This is a genomic window from Massilia paldalensis (genome assembly GCF_044901715.1).
Classification (GTDB): domain Bacteria; phylum Pseudomonadota; class Gammaproteobacteria; order Burkholderiales; family Burkholderiaceae_D; genus Telluria; species Telluria paldalensis.
The window spans coordinates 1,761,138-1,780,616 of the sequence record NZ_JBJCIU010000001.1; the positions used below are offsets into that span (position 1 = coordinate 1,761,138).

General features: G+C 68.6%; 19 protein-coding genes. 8 read left to right on the top strand and 11 right to left on the bottom strand.

Annotation, left to right across the window (positions count from 1 at the left end; translation table 11 throughout):
- Window positions 1-1,276: putative bifunctional diguanylate cyclase/phosphodiesterase (locus ACI1V7_RS07725; protein ID WP_404531166.1), on the top strand; the 1,276-nt coding region annotated here is incomplete at its 5' end.
- A 21-nt stretch (window positions 1,277-1,297) separates the two neighbouring features.
- On the opposite strand, the gene ACI1V7_RS07730 is transcribed toward ACI1V7_RS07725, so the two are convergent.
- Window positions 1,298-2,590 carry an NCS2 family permease gene (locus ACI1V7_RS07730; protein ID WP_404531167.1) on the bottom strand — a complete coding sequence of 431 codons (1,293 nt, stop codon included), beginning with the start codon at window positions 2,588-2,590 and terminating at the stop codon, window positions 1,298-1,300.
- Between the two features lie 90 nt (window positions 2,591-2,680).
- Here ACI1V7_RS07730 and kdgK point away from each other — a divergent pair, with 90 nt between their 5' ends.
- Window positions 2,681-3,613, top strand: a complete 933-nt coding sequence (kdgK, locus tag ACI1V7_RS07735) for a 2-dehydro-3-deoxygluconokinase (RefSeq protein ID WP_404531168.1) — start codon at window positions 2,681-2,683, stop codon at window positions 3,611-3,613.
- On the opposite strand, the gene ACI1V7_RS07740 is transcribed toward kdgK, so the two are convergent.
- On the bottom strand, window positions 3,610-4,083 hold the full coding sequence (locus ACI1V7_RS07740; RefSeq protein WP_404531169.1) for an AtaL-like protein: 474 nt from the start codon (window positions 4,081-4,083) through the stop codon (window positions 3,610-3,612). The genes kdgK and ACI1V7_RS07740 overlap by 4 nt on opposite strands.
- 30 nt (window positions 4,084-4,113) lie before the next feature.
- Complete coding sequence (locus ACI1V7_RS07745; RefSeq protein WP_404531170.1) at window positions 4,114-4,992, bottom strand: SDR family oxidoreductase; 879 nt, start codon at window positions 4,990-4,992, stop codon at window positions 4,114-4,116.
- 114 nt (window positions 4,993-5,106) lie between these two features.
- On the opposite strand from ACI1V7_RS07745, the gene ACI1V7_RS07750 reads away from it, so the two are divergent.
- The 3 genes from ACI1V7_RS07750 (at window position 5,107) to ACI1V7_RS07760 (ending at window position 8,990) form a co-directional block, all read left to right on the top strand.
- Window positions 5,107-6,006: a LysR family transcriptional regulator gene (locus tag ACI1V7_RS07750; RefSeq protein ID WP_404531171.1), complete on the top strand. Its 900-nt coding sequence runs from the start codon at window positions 5,107-5,109 to the stop codon at window positions 6,004-6,006.
- Between the two features lie 73 nt (window positions 6,007-6,079).
- Window positions 6,080-7,288, top strand: coding sequence for a hypothetical protein (locus ACI1V7_RS07755; protein ID WP_404531172.1), 1,209 nt, complete (start codon window positions 6,080-6,082; stop codon window positions 7,286-7,288).
- Window positions 7,289-7,742: 454 nt separating this feature from the next.
- The gene (locus ACI1V7_RS07760; RefSeq protein ID WP_404531173.1) at window positions 7,743-8,990 is read left to right on the top strand and encodes a glycosyltransferase; all 1,248 of its coding nucleotides are present in this window, start codon (window positions 7,743-7,745) and stop codon (window positions 8,988-8,990) included.
- A gap of 113 nt (window positions 8,991-9,103) precedes the next feature.
- On the opposite strand, the gene ACI1V7_RS07765 is transcribed toward ACI1V7_RS07760, so the two are convergent.
- Complete coding sequence (locus tag ACI1V7_RS07765; protein WP_404531174.1) at window positions 9,104-10,066, bottom strand: DMT family transporter; 963 nt, start codon at window positions 10,064-10,066, stop codon at window positions 9,104-9,106.
- 98 nt (window positions 10,067-10,164) lie between these two features.
- On the bottom strand, window positions 10,165-10,905 hold the full coding sequence (locus tag ACI1V7_RS07770) for a helix-turn-helix transcriptional regulator (protein ID WP_404531175.1): 741 nt from the start codon (window positions 10,903-10,905) through the stop codon (window positions 10,165-10,167).
- Between the two features lie 101 nt (window positions 10,906-11,006).
- Here ACI1V7_RS07770 and ACI1V7_RS07775 point away from each other — a divergent pair, with 101 nt between their 5' ends.
- Entirely contained in the window at window positions 11,007-11,540 is a 534-nt protein-coding gene (locus ACI1V7_RS07775; RefSeq protein ID WP_404531176.1) for a DUF805 domain-containing protein, read from the top strand.
- Window positions 11,541-11,677: 137 nt separating this feature from the next.
- Here the strand turns inward: ACI1V7_RS07775 and glf are convergent, their stop codons facing one another.
- From glf to ACI1V7_RS07790, 3 genes are all read right to left on the bottom strand, one after another.
- Window positions 11,678-12,832: a UDP-galactopyranose mutase gene (glf, locus tag ACI1V7_RS07780; protein WP_404531177.1), complete on the bottom strand. Its 1,155-nt coding sequence runs from the start codon at window positions 12,830-12,832 to the stop codon at window positions 11,678-11,680.
- 389 nt (window positions 12,833-13,221) lie between these two features.
- Window positions 13,222-13,566, bottom strand: coding sequence for a KGG domain-containing protein (locus tag ACI1V7_RS07785; protein ID WP_404531178.1), 345 nt, complete (start codon window positions 13,564-13,566; stop codon window positions 13,222-13,224).
- Window positions 13,567-13,733: 167 nt separating this feature from the next.
- Entirely contained in the window at window positions 13,734-14,861 is a 1,128-nt protein-coding gene (locus ACI1V7_RS07790; protein ID WP_404531179.1) for a mechanosensitive ion channel family protein, read from the bottom strand.
- A 135-nt stretch (window positions 14,862-14,996) separates the two neighbouring features.
- Here ACI1V7_RS07790 and ACI1V7_RS07795 point away from each other — a divergent pair, with 135 nt between their 5' ends.
- Entirely contained in the window at window positions 14,997-15,413 is a 417-nt protein-coding gene (locus ACI1V7_RS07795; RefSeq protein WP_404531180.1) for an NUDIX hydrolase, read from the top strand.
- Here ACI1V7_RS07795 and ACI1V7_RS07800 read toward each other — a convergent pair.
- Entirely contained in the window at window positions 15,393-17,795 is a 2,403-nt protein-coding gene (locus ACI1V7_RS07800) for an ATP-binding protein (protein ID WP_404531181.1), read from the bottom strand. The two genes, ACI1V7_RS07795 and ACI1V7_RS07800, sit on opposite strands and share 21 nt — an antisense overlap.
- A gap of 119 nt (window positions 17,796-17,914) precedes the next feature.
- On the opposite strand from ACI1V7_RS07800, the gene ACI1V7_RS07805 reads away from it, so the two are divergent.
- The gene (locus ACI1V7_RS07805) at window positions 17,915-18,748 is read left to right on the top strand and encodes a phytanoyl-CoA dioxygenase family protein (RefSeq protein WP_404531182.1); all 834 of its coding nucleotides are present in this window, start codon (window positions 17,915-17,917) and stop codon (window positions 18,746-18,748) included.
- 114 nt (window positions 18,749-18,862) lie between these two features.
- Here the strand turns inward: ACI1V7_RS07805 and ACI1V7_RS07810 are convergent, their stop codons facing one another.
- Together ACI1V7_RS07810 and ACI1V7_RS07815 are read right to left on the bottom strand one after the other, a co-directional pair.
- On the bottom strand, window positions 18,863-19,132 hold the full coding sequence (locus tag ACI1V7_RS07810; protein WP_404531183.1) for a hypothetical protein: 270 nt from the start codon (window positions 19,130-19,132) through the stop codon (window positions 18,863-18,865).
- 64 nt (window positions 19,133-19,196) lie between these two features.
- Window positions 19,197-19,478, bottom strand: coding sequence for a DUF5985 family protein (locus ACI1V7_RS07815; protein WP_404531184.1), 282 nt, complete (start codon window positions 19,476-19,478; stop codon window positions 19,197-19,199).
- Between the last annotated feature and the right edge of the window lies 1 nt (window position 19,479).

Consider the following 19,479-nt stretch of genomic DNA (forward strand, 5'->3'; position numbering starts at 1 on the left):
GCTCACGGGCCTCCCGAACCGCCAGCTGCTGGGCGAGCGCTTCGCCGAACTGGAAACGCAGGCGCGCGCGTCGGGCAAGCCGCTCGGCTTCCTGCTGCTGCGCTTCGGGCGCATGGCCCTGATCCGCGAGACGCTCGGCCCGCGTGCCGAACAGGTGCTGCTGCAGCAGGCTGCCGCGCGCCTCAAGGAACTGGCCGGTACAGACCCCGTCGGACGGTTTTCCGAAGGGGCGTTCGCACTGGCGGCCGTGTGCGACGACACCGACGCTTTCTCGGCGCTGGCGCGGCGCCTGCTGGCGGGCCTGGACCCCGCCTACCAGTTCGAAGGGGAAGACCTGCACCTGGACCCGTGCATCGGCATTGCCGTGTACCCGAACGACGGCGACGACTTCGACGTGCTGGCCAAGGGCGCGGAGGCGGCCCAGCGGCTGGCCGCCGACGGCATCGGCCAGCGCTTCGCCTTCTACCGCCCGGAGCTGAACCACGGCGCGAACGACCGCTTCCGCCTGGAGAATGCCCTGCGCCGGGCACTGGAGCGGGACGAACTGGAGCTGCACTACCAGCCCCAGGTGGACATGGCGGGAGAGATCGTCGGCGCCGAGGCGCTGCTGCGCTGGCGCAGCCCGGACCGCGGACTCGTGTCGCCGTCCGTGTTCATCGGCCTGGCCGAGGAAAGCGGCTTGATCATGACGATCGGCGAATGGGCATTGCGCCAGGCCTGCGCCCAGCTGCGCGCGTGGCAGCTGGAAGGCATCGATCCGGTGCCCGTTTCCGTGAACCTGTCGATGCTGCAGTTCTCGGAGCGCATCGTGCCCACGCTGCGCCGCATCCTGGACGACTACGGCGTCGACCCCAGCCTGCTGGAACTGGAACTGACGGAAAGCGCGTCGATGGCCGACGCCGGCAAGAGCGTCGCGCTGCTGGCGCAATTAAAGGCCATGGGCATCCGCCTGGCGATCGACGACTTCGGCACCGGCTACTCGAACCTGAACTACCTGAAGCGCTTCCCCGTCGACAAGCTCAAGCTCGACCAATCGTTCGTGCGCGACATCCTGCACGACGGCGACGACCTGACCATCTCGCGCGCCGTCATCGCCATGGCGCACGGCCTGCGCCTGACGGTGGTGGCCGAAGGGGTGGAGAACGCGGGCCAGCTCGCGCTGCTGGAGCAGCTGGGGTGCGACCTGATCCAGGGCTGGCACTACAGCCGGGCCGTGCCGGCGGACGACTTCGGGCGCCTGCTGCGTGCCGGGCGGATGGCAGGCGGCACGGCATAGCAGGCGACCGGGCTGGAAACGTCAGGTGCCCACGTACACGATCTTGAAGGCGAACAGCAGGGCGATCACCCAGACGACGGGCGCGACTTCGCGCGCCCTTCCCGTGGTCAGCTTCAGCGCCGCGTAAGTGATGAAGCCGAAGGCGATGCCCTCGGCGATCGAATACGTGAACGGGATCACGAGGGCCGTGATGGCCGCGGGAATCGCCTCGGTCGTATCGCCCCATTCGATGTCGCCCAGGTCGCGCAGCATCAGGCAGGCGGCGAACAGTAGCGCCGGCGCCGTCGCGTACGGCGGCACGACGGCGGCCAGCGGGGCGATGAACAGGCAGGCCAGGAACAGCACGGCGACGGTCAGCGCCGTCAGGCCCGTGCGCCCGCCCGCCTGCACGCCGGCCGCGCTTTCCACATAGGCCGTCGTGCTCGACGTACCGAGCGCCGCGCCGGCGACGATGGCGGCGCTGTCGGCCAGCAACGCCTTGTTCAGGCGCTCCATCTTGCCTTCCACCAGCAGTCCGGCGCGACTGGCCACGCCCATCAGCGTGCCGGTGGCGTCGAACAGCTCGACCAGGAAGAACACGAGGATCACGTTCAGGATGCCGACCGCCAGCGCGCCCGGCACGTCCAGGTGCAGGAAGGTCGGGGCGATCGACGGCGGCGCCGAGAACGCCCCCTGGAACGTGTTACCGCCGAAGAAGAAGCTCAGCACCGTCACGGCGACGATGCCGATCAGGATCGCGCCGCGCACGCGCAGCCGGTCCAGCGTGACGACCAGCAGGAAGCCGGCCACGGCCATGATCGGGCCGGGCTGGTGCAGGTCGCCGGCCTTGACGAGCGTCGGCGCGTTCGGCACGACGATGCCCGCGTTCTTCAGGGCGATCAGCGCGAGGAACATGCCCAGGCCGACCGTGATCGCCACCCGCAGCGAATGCGGGATGCCGTTCACGATCATGGCGCGCAGCCCGAACAGCGATGCCAGGATGAACAGGCAGCCGGACACGAACACGGCGCCCAGCGCCGCCGGCCACGGCACGCCCATGCCCAGCACGACGGCATAGGCGAAATAGGCGTTCAGGCCCATTCCCGGCGCCATCGCGATGGGGTAGTTCGCGTACAGGCCCATGACGGCGCTGCCGAGGGCGGCAACGAGGCAGGTGGCGACGAACACGGCGTCCTTCGGCATGCCGGCGTCGCCCAGGATGGACGGGTTGACGAAGATGATGTAGGCCATCGTCAGGAAGGTGGTCAGGCCGGCCAGCATTTCGGTGCGGACGTCGCTGCCGCTCTGCTTCAGCTTGAAGAGTCGTTCGAACATGGGAGGGGTGGGTAGCGGGACGATGGCCGAAGCATAACACCCGGCGCCGGGGTGTCGCGACCCCGCCTCCTCGATTACACTGTCGCCACCATGACGACACCCACCATCTACGCGATCGGCGAATGCATGATCGAACTCCAGCGCAGCCCGGCCGGCACGGGCACGATGGACTACCGCTTCGGCGGCGACACCCTGAACGCCGCCGTCTACATGGCGCGCCTGCTCGATCCCGCGCTGGCCCGCGTGGCCTTCGTGACGGGGCTCGGCACGGACGGCATGTCCGACGAGATGCTGGCGGCCTGGGACGGCGAAGGCATCGCCACCGGGTCCGTGCTGCGCCTTCCGGACCGCCTGCCGGGCATCTACCTGATCGAGACCGATGCCGATGGCGAGCGCCGCTTCCATTACTGGCGGCGCGACTCGGCCGCGCGCCACTGGCTGCAGGCGCCCCAGGCGGAAGACGTGCTGGCCCGCCTGGCGACGGCGCGCCTGTGCTACCTGTCCGGCATCAGCCTCGCGATCCTGCCCGCTCTGGACCGCGACCGCCTGCTGGCCGCGCTGGCCGCTTGCCGCGCCAACGGCGGCAGCGTCGCCTTCGACAACAACTACCGCCCGCGCCTGTGGGACGACGCGGAGGCGGCACGCGCCGCCTACCGCGCCGCGTTGGCCCACAGCGACCTGGCGCTGCTGACGCTGGACGACGAGGCGGCGCTGTACGGCAATGCCGACCCGCACGCGGCCATCGAACGGGCGCGCGCGCTGGGCGTCAGGGAAATCGTCGTCAAGCGCGGCGCCGCGCCCTGCCTGGTCTGGCACGACGGCGCGCTGGCGGAGGTGGCCGGCGAACCCGTCGCGCGGGTCGTCGACACGACGGCGGCCGGCGACTCGTTCGGCGCCGCCTACGTTGCCGCCCGCCTGTCCGGCCAGGATCCGCAGGCGGCGGCCCGCGCCGGGCACCGCCTGGCCGGCGCCGTGATCGGCGTGCGCGGCGCCATCATCCCCCGCGCCGCGATGCCTGACTAGATGCGGCCTTCGGCCACGAGCGCGCGCGTGCGCTTCAAGGTCGACAGCAGTGCGGCGCGGTAGCCGTTGTCGCCGTCCAGCGTCGCCTGCTCGGCCCGTTCCTCCGGCCCGCCGGGCGTCTTGTCGCGCAGGCCCAGGTAGCCGTAGAAGCGCAGCATCAGCCGGCCCGCGTCGTCTTCGAACAGCTCGTTGACGATGACGCCCTCGCGCGGGCCGGTCGCCTGGAAGAAGGAGACCTTGCGCGCTTCTTCGAAAACGATGATTTCGCGCAGGTCCTGGCCGCCGATCGTGGCTTCGCGCACGATGTGGGTGGCGCTGTCCTCGACGACGTCGCAGCGGGTGCACAGGCCCGGCGGCAGGAACAGGCGGGCATCGCGTGCCTTCAGCACGAGGCCGGCCCAGGCCTGGGCACGGGTCAATGGGGCTTCCCCGGCCGGGTTGACGGGGACGGTGGCGGTCGAATAGATCATGATGTTCTCCTTGTGCGGTCGGTGAAAGTGTCAGTGCGAGGCGGCCACCGAAGCGGCAAACTCGCGGTAGGAATGCAGCGGGCGGCCCAGCATGGCGGCCAGCCGCGCGGCGGCGCCGTCCGTGGCGACCATCCCCACGTCGTGGAAGCGTTCGCTCATCAGGCGCATGTCGTAGGCCATCCACGACGGCATCGCGTGGCGCAGGTTCTGCTCGAACGCGGCGCCGTCGTCGCCGCCGTAGGCGATCGGACGTTGCAGCACGTCGGACCAGATCGCGGCGACCTGGTCGCCGGTCAGCGTGTCCGGCCCCACGATATCGATGCGTTCGGTCGGCAACGGCGCGGCCGCCTGCGCCCGGCGCAGCAGTTCGATGGCGGCGATCTCGCCGATGTCGCGCGCGTCGACCATCGCCAGGCCGCGGCTGCCGACGGGCATCGGATACACGCCGTACTGCTGCACGACGTCCTGTACGCTGCGGTCGTTGTCCATGAAATACGCGGGACGCAGGATGGTGGCGGGAATGCCCAGGTGGTCGATCATCCGTTCGACCCCGAACTTGCCGGCGAAGTGCGGCACGTTCGCGTACAGGTCCGCATGGATCACGGACAGGTAGACGACACGTTCGATGCCGGCCTCGCGCGCCAGGTTCAGCGCGACCAGGGCCTGGGTGAATTCGTCGGGCACGACGGCGTTCAGCAGGAACAGCGTGGAAACGCCCCGGTAGGCGGCGCGCAGGGAATCGACGTCCAGCAGGTCGCCCTGGACGACGTCGACGCCGGCGGGGAAGGGGGCAGCGCTGATCTTTGCAGGGTCGCGGACGAGGGCGCGGACGGAGGCGCCGCGGCGGGCGAGTTGTTCGACGACGTTGCGGCCGACGAGTCCGGTTGCGCCGGTAACGAGGATGGTCATGGTGTGCTCCTAGGTTGGGGTTGAACGACGGTGATGACGTGATTCCATCGTAGCCATCCCACGACTGGTCCGATAGACGGTAATATTGGACATCCTGTCTCACTGGTGGAACACATGGACTTGCTCGCCCTTGCCGATTTCAACCTCGTTGCCCGCCACGGCGGCTTCGGCCGCGCCGCCCGGGCGACGGGCCGCCCGAAGGCCACGCTGTCGCGCCGCGTGCTGGAACTGGAGGCGGACCTGGGCGTGCGCCTGCTGGAACGCGGCGCGCGCACGCTGCAGCTCACCGAAGAAGGCAAGGCACTGCACGCGCGCACCGGCGCGCTGCTGGTCGAGATCGACGAGGCGGCCGCGGAGATCGCCTCGGGCGGCGCGCGGCCCCGGGGCGTGCTGCGGGTCAGTGCGCCGCTGCTGTTCTCCCAGGTGGCGCTGGGCCGGCTGGCGGCCGGCTTCGCGCTGGCCTATCCGGAGGTGCGGCTCGAAGTCACGACGGAAGACCGCGCCGTCGACATGGTCGAGGAGGGCATCGACCTCGTCATCCGCGTCAATCCGGATCCGGACGAGAACCTGATCGGCCGCGTCCTGCTGCGCGACCGCCTGGTGGTCGTCGCGCACCCCGCGCTGGCGCGTCCGGCTGCCGGGGCTACTCAGCTCCCTGCACCGGTACCCGCCGTCGTGCGCGGCCGCGGCGAACGGCGCGCGGCCTGGGACATCAAGGGAGCGGCGACCATCCCCTTCGATCCCGTGCTGCGCCTGTCCTCGCTGGTGATGGTGCGCGATGCCGTGCGCGCCGGCGCCGGCGCCGCGAGCCTGCCGCTGTCGCTGGTGGCGGGCGACCTGGCGGCGGGCCGGCTGGCGCACTGGGGCGACGTCGACGGCCCGGAGACGGCGTTGTGGGCGCTGTATCCGTCACGCCGCCTGCTCAGCGCGCGCGTCGCGGCCTTCCTCGACCACCTGCGTGCCGCCTTCCCGCAGGGGACGCCCGAGGAGCTGGCCGCGTTCGTGGACGCGTGAAGGCTCGACGACGTTTGGGTCGGCGCCGCCGATTTGCTACCATGTCGCCTTGTTCACTCTTTGCGATCCCGCCATGCCCAACAACAAGCGCCCCGTCCCCCGCAAACCCGCCAAGCAGGCGGAGGAGCCGGACTACGACGCGCTCGCCCAGAACCTGGTCGACCTCGCCCTCGAGATCACCGAGCGCGAAGACCTGGACCCGCCGACCCTCGCCGCGCGCGAGCAGGACCTGACGACGCTGGTGCGGCGCCTGCTGCGGCGCAAGCACGACGAAGTGCTGTACGGCGCCGTCGAGCTGGCCCTGTACACGGGACCCGAGTGCGGCCGCTACCTGCGCGAGCGCGTCGACGAGGAGGCGGCGACGCTGCTGGTCCGCCAGGACGACGGCACCGAGCTGGAGATCGACGCCTTCATGATCCCCCTGTTCGTGCACAGCACGGGCGGCCTCAAGGCCGAGGAGGCGTTCGCCGACGATGCCGCCTACGAGGAACTGGTGGACAGCTTCCGCGGCGCGGGCCTGGCCAGCGCCGACACGCGCATCGTGCTGGCACGCTGGCTGTACGACCTGGACGGCGTGGACCGCGTGCGCTACAGCGAGCTGCAGGAAATGCTGCGCGAGGCGGTCCAGGTACTGCGTTCGAAGAAGCTGGTGGCGGCGCCCACGATCGAGGCCAGCATGCGTCCCTGGCGCGACGGCGGCTACGGGCCGGAGGACGACGCGATGCAGCTGCGCTTCCTGCTCGGCTTCTCGCTCAAGCGTGCCGACGACCCGTTCTACAAGGTGCCGAAGGACGAGGCGGCGGCCGACGCCTATTTCGAGGCGCGCATGGCGCGCTACCGCATGTGGGCCGGCAGCATGGCGCCCGTGTTGCAGCGCTGCCTGGCCGCGGATCCGACGGGCGTCGAGCTGAACTTCCTGTACCAGGACCTGTTCTACGGCGCCAAGGAGCAAGGCCTGGCGGAGCTGGGCATGCTGGCGACGCTGGCCGAGGTCAACCTGCGCCTGGACGAACAGGACCGCGATCCCGAGCGGATCAAGGCCGTCGTCGCACCCGTGCAGGCGGACGGGCAGGGCGTCCTGCGCATCAACCTGTACCCGCTCGACGGCGGCGCGCCGCTCTGCACCGTCGACAAGCCGCTCGACCCGGGTGCGGAGCTCGAAGGCGAACTCGCGGACCTGTGCGACGCCCTCGGCACGCTGGGCCTGGACGGCGTGCTGCTGGCACGGGGGTTCGACGCCGGCGGCCAGCCGGAAGAAGCCGAGCCGTACCTGACGGCCTGACGACGGCCGCATCCATTGCAGGACCGCGGCGCCCGGCCGGGCGCCGCGGCGCGACCGGCGCCACCGCCGCGTCCATCCATCTCTCCAGCCGTCAATTCCGGCAGTTTTCTGCGTTATAACACGGATTTTCAGCATCTTTCATGCCCGCGCACGCCGCACTGCACAAGAACGCGGGATCCGATCTCGTAGTGTTTCTTCTTGAGCGCACGTAGGACGCGGCCTACAAGTGGAGCCCATTCGTCCGTCCCTGCTGGGGGACCGCGACGAATTTACCGAAACTCAGTGTCTTGTTAGCAGGATTGCATTCCTACACGAGCAATATTAAGAATTTTGCATGTTACGATTGCCTGGTCCGGTTGCGAGAGTGCGCCAGTTTCCAAGAGCATCGCGACAGCGTGCGACCGACAGGAATTCAGATCAACTAGAACGCCACGAAGGCGAAAGGAACTTGAACATGCCAACCCTGATCGTGTTTTGCCACCTGCGCTGGGATTTCGTTTTCCAGCGCCCCCAGCACCTCATGACGCGCCTGGCGGAACACTACAAGATCGTCCTGGTCGAAGAGCCGATCTTCCACGAAGGGCAGGCACACCTGCAGAAGCGCGAAGTCGCTCCGAACATCACGGTGGTCCAGCCCCATACCGCAATCCACGCCCCGGGCTTCCACGACGACCAGCTGCCGACCCTGGAAACCCTGCTGGCCGAAGGCGACCTGGTGCCGGAAGGCGAAAAGCCCGTCGTCTGGTTCTACACCCCGATGGCCCTGCCGCTGCTGAAGGCCTTCGATCCGGCGCTCGTCATCTACGACTGCATGGATGAGCTGGCCGCGTTCAAGAACGCCCCGAAACAGCTGCTGCAGCGCGAGAGCGCCCTGCTGAACATCGCCGACCTGTGCTTCACCGGCGGCCCGAGCCTGTACGAGTCCAAGCGCGAGCGCCACGCCAACGCGCACTGCTTCTCGAGCAGCGTCGATGCCAAGCACTTCCAGCAAGCCCAGAACCGCGACAACAGCCACCCGGACCAGGCGCACGTCGCCCATCCGCGTCTGGGCTTCTACGGCGTCATCGACGAGCGTTTCGACACCGGCCTGATCAAGGAAGTCGCCGCGGCCCGTCCGGACTGGCAGATCGTGCTGGTCGGCCCGGTCGTCAAGATCGATCCGAAAGACCTGCCGCAGGCGCCGAACATCCACTACATGGGCCAGCGCAACTATGACGACCTGCCGAAATTCCTGGCTGGCTGGGACGTGTGCCTGCTGCCGTTCGCACTGAACGAGTCGACCAAGTTCATCTCGCCGACCAAGGTGCTGGAATACATGGCTGCGGAACTGCCGTCGGTCAGCACCCCGATCACCGACGTCAAGGTCCCGTACGGCGACGTCGTCGCCATCGCCGACACCCCGGAAAAGTTCATCGCCGCCTGCGAGCGCATGCTGAACATGACCGAGGAACAGCAGGCTGCGCTGAAGGAACGCATGCGCGCCATCGTGGCCAACACCTCGTGGGACAAGACTGCCCAGAAGATGCACCACCTGATCCAGACCACGGAACCGGGCAACAAGGCCGCGCGCCTGCTGAACCCGGCCCTGGACAGCGCCGACCTGGACGAAGTCGATGCCGACAACGTCGACGCGCTGCGCATCCACCCGGCCGCGGCCAGCCGCGCTGCGGGCCAGGACGGCCGCGTGCAGGCCGCAGGCTGACCCGGCAATCCCGGCATCACTCCGTCGCCCCTGCGCAGGCAGGGGCCCAAGTTTTCAAGCGCTGTCGCAACGCTTGCGAGGTTGGGCCCCTGCCTGCGCAGGGGCGACGTCATTCACGTCACCGTGACGCGGTCGACATGCTCGTCGGCGGCTGCCGCCGGCCGGTGCGCCAGCGCGGACGCCAGCAGTCCCGCCCCCAGCAGCACCATCGCCAGCACCTCGTGCACGGCTGGCCACCGCCGTTCCCACATGAAGCCGTACAGGAGCGCGAACAGCGTCTCGAACAGGATCACCTGGCCCACCATCGTCAGCGGCAGCAGGCGGCTGGCGAAGTTCCACAGCGCATTGCCCACGACGGAGCACAGCAGGGCGACGGTGCCCATGCCGGCCGCGAACCACGCCCATTCACGGGGCCCGTGCGCCTGCGGCGCCAGCAGGAAGGCGGGGACAGCGAGCACGAGGGCGAGCGCGCCCGTGGCCACGCCCGTCAACAGGCTCCAGTCGTGCCCGCTGACCCCGTGCAGGCGCGCGAGCCAGCGGCTGTTCGTCACCGCATAGACGGTCCAGGACCCGAGGGCGCCGAGGGCGCACAGCAGGCCCAGCAAGCCTTCCGACAGCGTGCCGCTCCCGGCCGAGGCCAATGAAGGCCAGCCGATCGCCACGAGTCCGGCGATGCCCAGCAGCAGCGAGGGCGCCAGGCGGCGCAAGGGCACGGCGCCGGCGTCGCGGCTGCCGGCCAGCGTGATCGTCACGGGCAGCAGGCCGATGACGATGGACGTCATCGCGACCCCGCCCAGCTGCACCGCTCCCGCCAGGCACAGGTAGTACAGGATGTTGCCCGTGAAGCCCAGCCAGGCCAGGGCCATCCACTCCGAGCGCCCCAGCGTGCCGCGCAGGCGCCGCCACGACGGGGCGGCCAGCAGGGCGGCGATAAGGCCGTAGGCAAGATAGCGGCCGGCGGCCAGTTGCGCCGGCGTGAAGCCGCGCGCCAGTTCCGGCGCGAGGAAGACGAGGCCCCACATGGCCCCGGCCAGCAGGCCGGCGCCGAGGCCGCGCCACGTTCGATTCGACATCATCGTGTTCTCCCAAAAGCCCGAGTATGGAGTGCGCGGGGATCGCGGTCTTGGCGCTGGCTCCTGGGCGTTTGGCCGGGGCTACTGTTGGATCGCGGCCGCTACGTGCGCCGCCGGCGCCGGAATTCGGCCGGGGTGGTGCCCAGGCTGCGGCGCATGGCGCGGGTGAGGGCGCTCTGGTCGGAAAAGCCGGCGCGCAGCGCGAGCTCGGCGATCGGCAGCTCGGCCGCACCGAGCCAGGCGCACACGCGCGCCAGGCGCAGCTGCAGTAACCATGCGCGCGGCGTCGTGTCGTGCTCCTCGCGGAACAGCGCGTGCAGGCGGCTAGGACTGAGTCCCGCGCAGCGCGCCATCGATTCCGCCGTCCAGGGCGCGCCGGGATCGGCCTCGACCCGGGCCAGCAGCGCGTCCAGGCGCGACAGCGGCCGCGCCGCATCGAGGGCGAGCGTATCGAGCAGGAGTGGCGCCCAGCCGGCCACGAGCGCGGGCGTCGCGGCGCCGCGCTCGACCAGCAGGCGCATGAACTCGACCAGCTTGCGCGCCTCCGGACCCACGGGGGCAAAGCGGCGCTCGTGCAGGCGATCGCCGACGACGGGATCGAGCGTGGCCGGCGCCACGTCGACGATGAAGGAGCGGTTCAGGCCCTCGGCGTACTGGGAATGCGTCGCCCCCGGGGCGATGAAAGCGGCCTGCAGCGGATCGAGCATCCGTTCGCGGCCCTCGATCTCGAGGGCGACGGCGCCGTCCAGCGGCAGCACGAGCTGGGCGTACGCATGCCGGTCCGATTCGCGGACCCGGCCGTAGCTGCGCACATGGAGGTCGATGGGGACGGGCAGGGACATGCGTGCTTGTCGACTGTGACGGTGGTCCGCCAGTGTAGCACCGCCCGGCGCCGTCAAACCCTGTAAGATGCGCTCTACCATCGACTCAGCAAAGGATCATCGTGATCGACCTCGGCAAGACCCCGGAGACATACCCTGGCGCGCCCGCACAAGAAGAACAGACCTACCTGCCCAAGCTGCTGCAGCTGAACGGCCGGATCGGCAGGGCGCGCTACCTCGCATACGGGCTCCTGCTCAACCTCGCGCTCGTGGTGTGCCTGTTCATCGTCGCGCTGCTCGGCGGCGGCGTCGGCGACGGCAGCTTCACGCAGCTGGTGTATGGCGTCGTCGCGCTGGCGATGGCGGTCGTGCTGGGCCGGCGCCGCTTCCATGACCTCCGGCGCAGCGGCTGGTTCACGCTGTTGCTGCTCGTGCCGGTCGTGAACCTGTTCGTCAGCCTGTGGCTGATCTTCGCACGCGGTGACGCGGGAGCGAACCGCTTCGGCCCGGCGCCGGCGCCGAATACCCGCGCGGTGCTGGTGCTGGCCTGGCTGGTGCCGGTGCTCGGGATCGCCGGCATCGTGGCCGCGATCGCGATGTCGCCGCAGAAGTCTTCCTTCGAGCGGGCGCGCGACGAGATGGAACAGGCGGTTTAAGCCGGAGAAAAGCCGTCGCCCCTGCGCAGGCAGGAGCCCAGTCTTGCAGGCGTCACGTCGGTGCCCGCAGAAATTGGGCCCCTGCCTGCGCAGGGGCGACGTTTTATTTGTGACGCGTCACACGCGTCAGGCCCGCATCAGGCCAGCGGATCGATCGCGAAGGCGGGCATGCGGCCGCCGTTCTTGGCCGCTTCCAGGAACTTGTCCGAAGTGACCAGCGCTTCGTTGATGGTGACGTCCATGTCCAGGTAGCGGTAGGTGCCCAGGCGGCCGACGAAGGTGACGTTCGGTTCGTCCTTGGCCAGGTTCACGTATTTTTCCAGCTGGGCCTTCTCGCGCGCCTGGCGGATCGGGTAGTACGGGGTATCGTTTTCCTCGCACTGGCGGCTGTACTCCTTGTACATGATCGTGCCGTCGTGTTTTTCCCACGGCGAGAAGTGCTTGTGTTCCGTGATGCGGGTGTAGGGCTGGGCGTCGTCGCAGTAGTTGACCACCGCGTTGCCCTGGTAGTCGCCCTTGTCGCGGAAGACTTCGAAGTCCAGCGTGCGGTAGGGCAGGCGGCCTTCGGCATGCTTGAACCAGGCGTCGATCGGGCCCGAGTAGAACACGTGTTCGTAGTTGGCCTTGTCGGCCGGGTCGAAGCGGGTGTTCAGGTGCACGGTGATGCCCGGCACCTTGAGGATGTTCTCCACCAGTTCCGTGTAGCCGTTGGCCGGCATGCCCTGGTACTTGTGGTTGAAGTAGTTGTCGTCGTAGTTGAAGCGCACCGGCAGGCGCTTGAGGATGCTGGCCAGCAGCTGGCTCGGCTCCAGGCCCCACTGCTTGATCGTGTAGGTCTTGAAAAAGGCTTCGTACAGCTCGCGGCCGACGAAGCGCAGCGCCTGTTCCTCGAAGGTCTGGGGATTCTCGATCGACTTGTCGGCCACCGATTCCAGGAAGGCCTGCGCCTCGGCCGGACGGAAGGTCTTGCCGAAGAAGTTGTTGATGGTCAGGAGGTTGATCGGCAGCGTGAACACGCGGCCGCCCGTGATGGCTTTCACGCGATTGACGTAGGGCTTGAACTCGGCGTAGCGGTTCACGAATTCCCAGGCGCGCTCGTTATCGGTGTGGAAGATGTGCGGGCCATAGACGTGCACCATCACGTTGGTCTCGGGATCGCGTTCCGAATGACAGTTGCCGGCGATATGGGGGCGCGACTCGAAGACGTCGACGGTGTACCCTGCTTGGGCGAGCTGGTTTGCGATGACAGCTCCGGAGAACCCGGCACCGACGATGGCAATATTCTTTTTCATTCGTTTATCCTGACTGTTGGTTGTTGTCTGCCCAGGGGGCTTGAGCCGCGCGGATGCTTGTGCCGGGCGACGTGGCCGATTTCACATTCGCCGCTTGGCTGGGTTCATTCCCACGTCATTCTTATTCTGTAATGACCGCGTGGCAGACAGCCTCGTCTTGGTGCGAATGTGAAATTAGTGCAAAAAATATATCATTGAACATCCATTTTGCTCCGCACAATTGAGATCGACTGCTGAGCAGACGACGCCGCTGCCCGCGCGAGCGCCCGAAAATGCGCCGGGAACTTGCGGTCAAATAAACGGAACGCGTCACGAAAAAGGAAAAATAAAGACCGCCGGCCGAAGCCAGCGGTCTTGTCGGACTGCGTGCGCCCCGCAGGGCGGATGCGTCACTTCTGGTTCTTGTGGCTCTGCGAGCCGGCCTTCGCGTGCTGTTCCGGCGTGCCGCCGCGGGTCGAGTTGCCGCTCTGCTGGTTGTTGCCGGCGTTCTGGGACTGGTTGTTGCCCGAATTCTGCGACTGGCTGTTGCCGTCGTTCTTGTGGCTCATGGAGCCGGCGCGGCGCGCCTCTTCCGAGTCGAACTCGTGGGCATTGCCCGAAGCGTGGGCGGCGCGGCCGCCTTCCGCCGCGATCTCGCGCTGCTTCTGCGGATCCATCGATGCGAAACCGCGGTTGCTGGTATCGCCGCTCTGGTTATTGCCTTTGTTGCCACCTTGCTGGTTATTCGATGCCATGATCGTTCTCCTTGAAGAATGGTTGTCTGAGGCCACTGCCGGATCGGCGTCGGATGACTGTCGATCGGGAAGAGGTGCAACCATGGTAGTGCCCGGACCATGCATTGTGCATAGGACGCACCAGCCCGGTGCTGTAGGATGGGTCCGGCATCCAATTATTCACGAACTCAGTGCACGGAAGCACCGGGTGGGGGCGCACCGTTGCGACCGCCTTGCAGCGCCCCGGCGAGTTCCGGATCGGCCAGGCGCACGATCGACATCGGATGGGCGAAGGCGATGCCCTCCTGCTGGAAGCGGCGGTAGATTTCCAGGAAGATGTCCTGCTGGGCATCCATATGCCTGAAGTAATCGGGGCTGCGGTAGTGGTACACCACCTCGAAGTTCAGCGACCACTCTCCCCACATCATGAAGTGGGCGCGCTCGAAGTCGACGTTGGGCTTGGCGATGATTACCTCGCGGATCAATTGCGGAATGCGGCACAGCAATTCCTCGCTGGTGCCGTAGGTCACGCGCAGCATGAAGGCGACGCGGCGCGTCTGCATGCGTTTGTGGTTGTGGATGCGGCTCTTGAGCAGCTCGCCGTTGGAAAAAACCACCTGCTCGCCGCCCAGGCCGCGCACCCGGGTCGTCTTCAGTCCGATATGCTCGACGGAGCCCAGCACGTCGCCCACGATGATGAAGTCGCCGACCTCGAAGGGCTTGTCGAGCATGATGGACAGCGAGGCGAACAGGTCGCCCAGGATGTTCTGCGTCGCCAGCGCGACGGCCACGCCACCGATGCCCAGGCTGGCCACCAGCGTCGTGATGTTGATGCCGAAATTGTCGAGCACCATCAGCGTGACGATGGCCCACAGCACCAGGCGCGAGATGAAACACAGCACGTTGCTCGAGGCGCGGCGCTCGCCGTCGGCGCTCGGTCCCGAGCGGTACTGGTCGCGCCAGGCGCGCAGGCCCGTATCGGCCCAGATCGCGACCTGGACCAGCAGGGCGGCGATGCCGATGCGGGTCACGAATTTTTCCTGCTTCGCCGTCAGGTCGAGGAAGGTACTGCCCAGGTAGAAGGCCAGCGTGAGGATGAAGACCAGGTAGGTGCGCTGCAGCATGGCGCCGGCGAAATCGTCCAGCAACTTGGACGTGGGCGAGGCGCGCGCGGCCAGCCGCCGCAGCACGAAGCCGCGCACCAGCAGCATGACGGCGGTGGCGGCGACGCCGGCGCCGACGGCCAGCGCCCAGTCTTCGAGGGAATTCCTGAGGAAGTAAAAATGGCCTGCTTGGGTCAGGTAAGGCAACGTCATCGACAAACTCCGGTACGGCGTGGAAGCAGTCCCTAGTTTGGCCGGGGTGCGCATGCTGGTGCGCACAATTGACATTCGGAATTGCTGAGCCTACATTGGGCCGATGGCATCTACACACATGATCCGATGAAGGAAATGGCCGTTTCCTGCGGCACCCTGGTCGTCGACGCCGGGCACCGGCTGCTGCTGGGCCACGTCACGCACACGCCGCGCTGGGACATCCCGAAAGGCTTGCAGGATCCGGGCGAGACACCCCTGGAGGCGGCCATGCGCGAGCTCTACGAGGAGGCGGGTCTCGCGTTCGCGGCCGAGCGCTTCGTCGAGATCGGCCGCATCGACTACCGGCGCGACAAGGCGCTGCACCTGTTCCGCGTCGATGCCGGCACCGACCTGGTCGCGCTCGACGGCCTGTCCTGCCGCAGTTTCTTCCCGCATCGCAGCACGGGCAAGCCGACGCCGGAAATGGACGGCTACCGCTGGGCCACCCGCGCCGAGGTGGCGCGGCTGTGCTGGCCGCGCATGGCCGAGCGGCTACTGGCGCTCGACTGGTGAGGAGGCCGCGATGCGGGCCAGCACGGCCTCGATCGCGGCCAGCGTCGCCGGCTTGGTGAGGTGCTCGTCGAAACCGGCGGCCGCCGTGCGGGCCCGGTCGGCGCTGCCGCCCCAGCCGGTCAGGGCCACCAGGCGCACGCCGTTCCAGCCAGGATTGGCGCGCACCGCCTGGGCGACCTCGTAGCCGCTCATGCCGGGCATGCCGATGTCGAGGAACACGATCTGGGGCTGCAGTCCGGCCAGCATGCGCAGCGCGGCATGGCCGTCGTTGGCGACCGCCGCCTCGTGCCCCATCATCGCCAGCAGGGCCGCCAGGGTCTCGGCGGCGTCGCGGTTGTCGTCCACCACCAGCACGCGCAGGCTGCCGGGCGGCCGCGCCGCGGCGGCCGCATCCGGGGCAGGGCGGGGCGCCGCTTCTCCCAGCGGCAGCCGGACGGTGAACACGCTGCCCAGGTTGGGGCCGGCGCTGGCGGCCACGATGCTGCCGCCGTGCAGCTCGACGAGGCTCTTCACGAGCGACAGCCCGATCCCCAGGCCGCCCGGCACCGCCTGGCTCCCATGCGAGACGTGGGTGAACATGGTGAAGACGTCTTCCAGCGCGTCGGCGGGGATGCCGATGCCGTTGTCGGATACGGCGACCAGGGCCTCGTCGCCGTCGCGCTCCGCGGCCAGCACGATGGCGCCGCCGCGCGGCGTGTACTTGGCGGCGTTGTTCAGCAGGTTGCTGACCACCTGGGTCAGGCGCGTGCCGTCGCCGTACAGCGTCAGCGGCGCGGCCGGCAGGCGCACGTCGAGCCGGTGGCGGTTGGCCTCGATGAGCGGCGTGCTGGTTTCCACCGCGGCGCTCAGCACGTCGGCAAGCGCGATCCAGGCGGGCTTGAGCTCGACCTGGCCGCGCGTGATGCGGGCGACGTCCAGCAGGTCGTCGACGAGGTGCACGAGGTGGTCGAGCTGGCGTTCCATGATGTCCTGCACGCGTGTGGCCGCGGCGGCGTCGTGGCCGGCGCGGCGCAGCAGCTGCAGGCCGTTGCGGATCGGCGCGAGCGGGTTGCGCAACTCGTGCGCGAGCGTGGCCAGGAATTCCGTTTTGCGCCGGTCCTGTTCGGCCAGGTCGTCGTTCAGGCGGCGCAGCTCGAGGTCGGCGCGGCGCCGCGCCGTGATGTCGGTGAACAGGACCACGACCTTGCGGCTGCCAGCCGGGCCCACGCGCGCGGCGTACACGTCGTACCAGCGGTTAAGTTGCGCCGCCTCGTTCACGAAGTGCGCCGCTTCGCCCGTCTCGGCCACGCGGCCATAGGTATCGAACCAGTGCTGCTCGTGCTCCGGCCGCATGCTGCGCATGGTGCGGCCGACGGCGTCGGGCAGGCCCGTGTCGCGGACGAACGCGTGGTTGACTTCGAGGAAGCGGTAGTCGACCGGCCGGCCGGCATCGTCGTACAGCATCTCGATGACGCAGATGCCGCTGTCGATCGCGTCGAATAGCGTGCGGTAGCGTTCCTCGCTGGCGCGCAGGCGTTCCTCGGCCTGCTTCTGCACGGTGGCGTCGACGACGACGCCGCGCATCAGGCGCTGCGCGCCGCTTCGCTCGCACCGGCCGCGCGCCAGCATCCAGCGCCAGGCGCCGCCGTCGGCACGCACGCGGAACGTCGCGTGATAGGGTTCGCCGCTTTCGATGGCCTGGGCCAGCAGGGTGCGCGTGGGCGGCACGTCGTCCGGATGGAGCGCCGCGAAGAAGGCATCGACGGGGATGTCCGCGGGCACGCTGCCGGCATCCCCGGGCGGCAAGCCGTACAGGGCGAGCATGCGCGCGTCGCCCCGCACCGTGCCCCTGTCCACGTCCAGCGTCCAGGCAGCCACCTCGGCCAGGCCGATGATCGATTCCAGGCGCGCCCGCGTGTCTTCCAGCGCAGCCTGCGCGCGGTGGCGCGCGCCCGCATTGGCGTAGGCTTCCAGGAAGAATGTGGCCTTGGCCTTGAGGATGGGGCGCGACACGGGGTCGTGCAGCACGGCCAGCGCGCCTGCCTCGTAGATCGCCTCGAGCGAGAACGGCGCCTCCTTCGGGATGCCGTGCACGATCACGGGCGTGGACGGCAGCAGGCCGCGCAGGCGGCGCACGCTCTCGAACAGCGCCTCGGCGTCGCCCGAATAGCCGGCCAGGATGAGGGCGAACCCGGGCGGGCGCGCATGGCCGATCGCTTCGGCCAGGCTGCGCGCGCGCACGAGCTCATAACCGAGCTCGGCGGCCACTTCGCCGACGGCCGGATCCGACACGGGGCGATCGCACAGGAACAGCACGCGGCCGTGCTGCGGCCGCGTCATGCGCACGCGCGCCGTGTCCGGGACGCCGCGGCGGTTTCGTGTATTGCTGGGAGCATGGCGCACAGGAGATCGTTGTTATGCGTGCGACTGTAGGTGGGCGGCGATCGAAAGTCAATGTCTGCTCTTGCGCGCCAGCCCCGTCGATTTGCCGCTAGGATTGCCGAGACGATGGAGGAGATCATATGGAACGCAAGGACAGCCCCGGCGCCTACGACGTCGCGACGATCATGGGCGGCCTGTACGGCGACGGCATCATCGCCTGCCGCGGCGCCTTCGACGCGGCCTGGGTGGCGCAGCTGAAGGACGACATCGAGACCCTGTTCGCCGAGGCACGCGCCCGGCCCGGCGGCGCGCTCGAGCGCGGGCCGCAGCGTTATTACGTGGAAGTGCATCCGGAGCGGGTGCGCGGCTTCGTCGACCTCGTCAACCACCCCTGGGTCGTGGCCGTGTGCTGCGCCGTGCTGGGGCCGGAGTACAAGATCGTCGAGGCGGGCTTCGACATCCCGTTCCCGGGAGCGATGCACCAGCCCTGGCACCGCGACTTCGCATCGCCGCCGGAAACGCTCAAGGGCCGGCGCCTGAATTCGCTGGCGTTCAACATTATCACCGTGAACGTCACCGAGCAGATCGGGCCGTTCGAGATCGCGCCCGGCACCCAGTGGGACGACCTGGGCGAGGGCGATCCGATGTTCCCGCCGAAGGACAACTATCCGCGCTACGAAGCGCTGGCCCAGCGCAAGCTGCCGCAGGTCGGCGACATCTCGGCCCGTTCGGCGCTGGCGATCCACCGCGGCACGGCCAACCGCAGCACGCAGTCGCGGCCCGTGTTCGTGCTCGGCGTGGACGCGCCCGACGCCCGCAACGCCGAAAAGCACGACCTGCAGGTCACCCAGGCCTATTGGGACGGCTTGCCGGAATCCGTGCGTGCCCACCTGCGCTGCCGCATCGTGCCGGAACTGGAGACGATCGAGCAGGCGCACACGATCGAGGGATTGAAGATGGGGCTGGAGGGGTAGGCGGAGCAGCGTCGCCCCTGCGCAGGCAAGGCTCGATGTCGCGTGATCTTGCGTCGGCAGCAAATTGGGCCCCTGCCTGCGCAGGGGCGACGGAGGTGTGCGTGCAGTACTTGCTTACTGCTTGCGGCCGTCCTCGCCCTTGAGCGAGTCCGCGAGCGCGTCGGAAGCGATGCCCTTGGGCGGCTTGCCGACGCGGCGCGCCAGGTCCGATTGCTGGTCGAGGTTGACTTCCTCGGCCACTTCGTAGCGGCCGTCGTCGCCGGCCGCATCGCCGCCCGCATCGCTGCCATTGCCGCTGTCGGCCGGCAGCAGGTTTTCCGAGCGCTGCTGCGCGCCGGCCGGCGCGCGTTGCAGGTTGTCCTTGCCTTGGTCTGGTGTCGCCATGCTGTTCTCCTTGGATGGGATCTGCGGCCGATTATGGCGCAGGCCGCGCCAGGGCGGGCGCACGCTACCCGGCGCCGCCCCGCTTGCGGCGCCGCGCCGGCAGGTTCTTTTCCAGGATCGCCCAGATGATGAGGCCATACGCCGCGGCCCGGATCAGGTAGTGCCAGGGCGAGTCCTCGTGCTCGTCGAACGTGAGGGCGGTGACGACGCGGTGCACGGCCTCGATGCCGAAGGACAGCGCGAACCACAGGAACAGGCGGTCGCCCGTGCTGCGCCAGAAGCGCAGGAAGAACAGTGCGATGACGAGCGACGCCATGGCGATGGCGCCGGTAATCAGGTCGTTCATC